We start from the raw sequence: 1,755 nt of genomic DNA on the forward strand, positions 1-1,755 counted from the left end.
GCGCGTGGCCTTGCTGGAGTGGGCCTCGCGCCGCGGCGCACTGATTGTGGAAGACGACTACGACGGCGAATTCCGCTTTGAAGGACGTCCGCTGGAATCGCTCAAGGGCCTCGATCGCAGCGGCGTGGTGGCCTATGTCGGCACGTTCTCCAAGACGATTTTTCCGGAACTGCGCACCGGCTATGTGGTGCCGCCGCCGTCGCTGGCCGCCGATTTCCTCAAGGCCCGACAGATCAACGACTGGCACGGCTGCAGCCTGACCCAGGCCGCGCTCGGCCGCTACATGCTGGACGGCGAGTTCGGCCGGCATGTGCGTCGGGTGCACAAGCACTACGCCGAACGCCGGGCCGCGCTGCTGGAACACCTGCGAGGTCCCTTGTCCGCATGGTTGGAGCCGATCGTGCCGGCGGCCGGTATCCACCTGGTCGCGCGGTTGCGCCAGGGCATGCGTGAGGAAGCGGTGATTTCCCGCGCCCGCACCGCCTCCATCGCGCTCTACGGCATCAGTCGCTTCTACGCCGGGCGGCGCGCGCAACAAGGTCTGCAGTTTGGCTATGGCGACACGCCGGTGCAGGACATTCACGCCTCCATGCAGCAACTGGCTGCCTTACTGGCTAGTGCTTAAGGGGCACTGCCGGCCTTTCGGTTTTACCCAAAAGTATTAGTCGATGGGCGCTGCGAATTCACGCGAATTCAGCATTTGCTTCAGCATGATCGGGTCGCATGGTGAGCAGGGGCAGCACGGTCGCCATGCAGCGAGAACGGCAGGGCTCACGGAAGGGCGATAGGAGTCCAGCTGTCTTTCCCGCCAGGCGGGCGGGGCGGCCCAGGGCGACATCACCGGACGGCGCGGGGGAGGGAGTATGGGCATGCGCAAGATAACGATCAGGTTTCAGGACGTCGCCACTGAGTTAGCCCAGATCAACACGTTGCGTGACGACGTGATGGAGCGCGCCTTCAGCATGCTCGAGCAGCGCCACGACACGCTGGCCGCGATGCTGGTGCAAAGCCTCGGTGATCGCCAGCGCGCGGTGCGCTGGATGTGCCGTCATCAGAATGCGTTCGATGGACGAACCGCTTACGAGTTGCTCGCCGATGGCGAGGCAGACACCGTCTGGGACGAGATCGCGCTACTGAGCGATGCACCGGTATCGGCACGCATCAACGCCGTGCGGATGGCTTACTGAGGGCGTTCCGTTCCGACCGCGACGGGGCTCGGCGTCTTGATCGCCCACACGCTGTTGGCGTTGCCGCTGCGCGCCCTTCGCGTTGCCGCGCGTGCAAGCAGCGCGAAGGCGATGCCTAGTGCGATGCCGGTGAGATCGACGCCGATCACCCGCCAGCCGAGCGGCGACCACGCCTGCGTCATGGCCGCGGCATTGCTTGCCAAGTCCACGATAGCCATCGCGGCGGTGAGCGCCGCCGTGACCCACAACAATTCGATCATCGCCCTGGCCACCGGTCGCAGGCAGGCATAGGCACACGCGGCGAGGAAGAGTCCGTAGCAGGCCACGCGCTGCGGCAGGCCGGCATCCACGCCCAGGCGCACCGCGATCCAGGTCGCCACGAACGCACCGGAGATGGCCAGGCAGCTGCCGATGCACACACCCACGGTGGCGCGCGCCATCACCAGCGTCTTGCGCGGCTGCTCCGCATGCCGGCGCTTGCGGCGCGATTCGATCCACAGCAGGTTGCCCGAATAAAACAGGAACGCGCCGGCCAGGCCGAGGATGAAATAAAGCCATTGCACCGTGC

The 1,755-nt window shown here is 65.9% G+C and carries 2 protein-coding genes and 1 pseudogene; 2 read left to right on the top strand and 1 reads right to left on the bottom strand.

Annotated elements, in window-relative coordinates; translation table 11 throughout:
• Both AC1DMG_RS21960 and AC1DMG_RS21965 read left to right on the top strand, forming a co-directional pair.
• Positions 1 to 625, top strand: a 625-nt coding sequence (locus AC1DMG_RS21960; RefSeq protein ID WP_477181132.1) for an aminotransferase-like domain-containing protein, incomplete at its 5' end; no start/stop codon positions are given.
• Positions 626 to 863: 238 nt separating this feature from the next.
• The gene (locus tag AC1DMG_RS21965) at positions 864 to 1,187 is read left to right on the top strand and encodes a DUF2384 domain-containing protein (protein ID WP_441602365.1); all 324 of its coding nucleotides are present in this window, start codon (positions 864 to 866) and stop codon (positions 1,185 to 1,187) included.
• On the opposite strand, the pseudogene AC1DMG_RS21970 reads toward AC1DMG_RS21965, so the two are convergent.
• Positions 1,181 to 1,755 (bottom strand): annotated as a pseudogene (locus tag AC1DMG_RS21970) (PepSY-associated TM helix domain-containing protein); the annotation flags it as partial. The gene AC1DMG_RS21965 and the pseudogene AC1DMG_RS21970 overlap by 7 nt on opposite strands.

The sequence above is a fragment of the Dyella sp. 01N36 genome, from assembly GCF_056399745.1.

Bases quoted from the DNA above. Each gene is read 5' to 3' on its own strand.
- AC1DMG_RS21965 (WP_441602365.1), top strand. From the start codon at position 864: ATGGGCATGCGCAAGATAACGATCAGGTTTCAGGACGTCGCCACTGAG.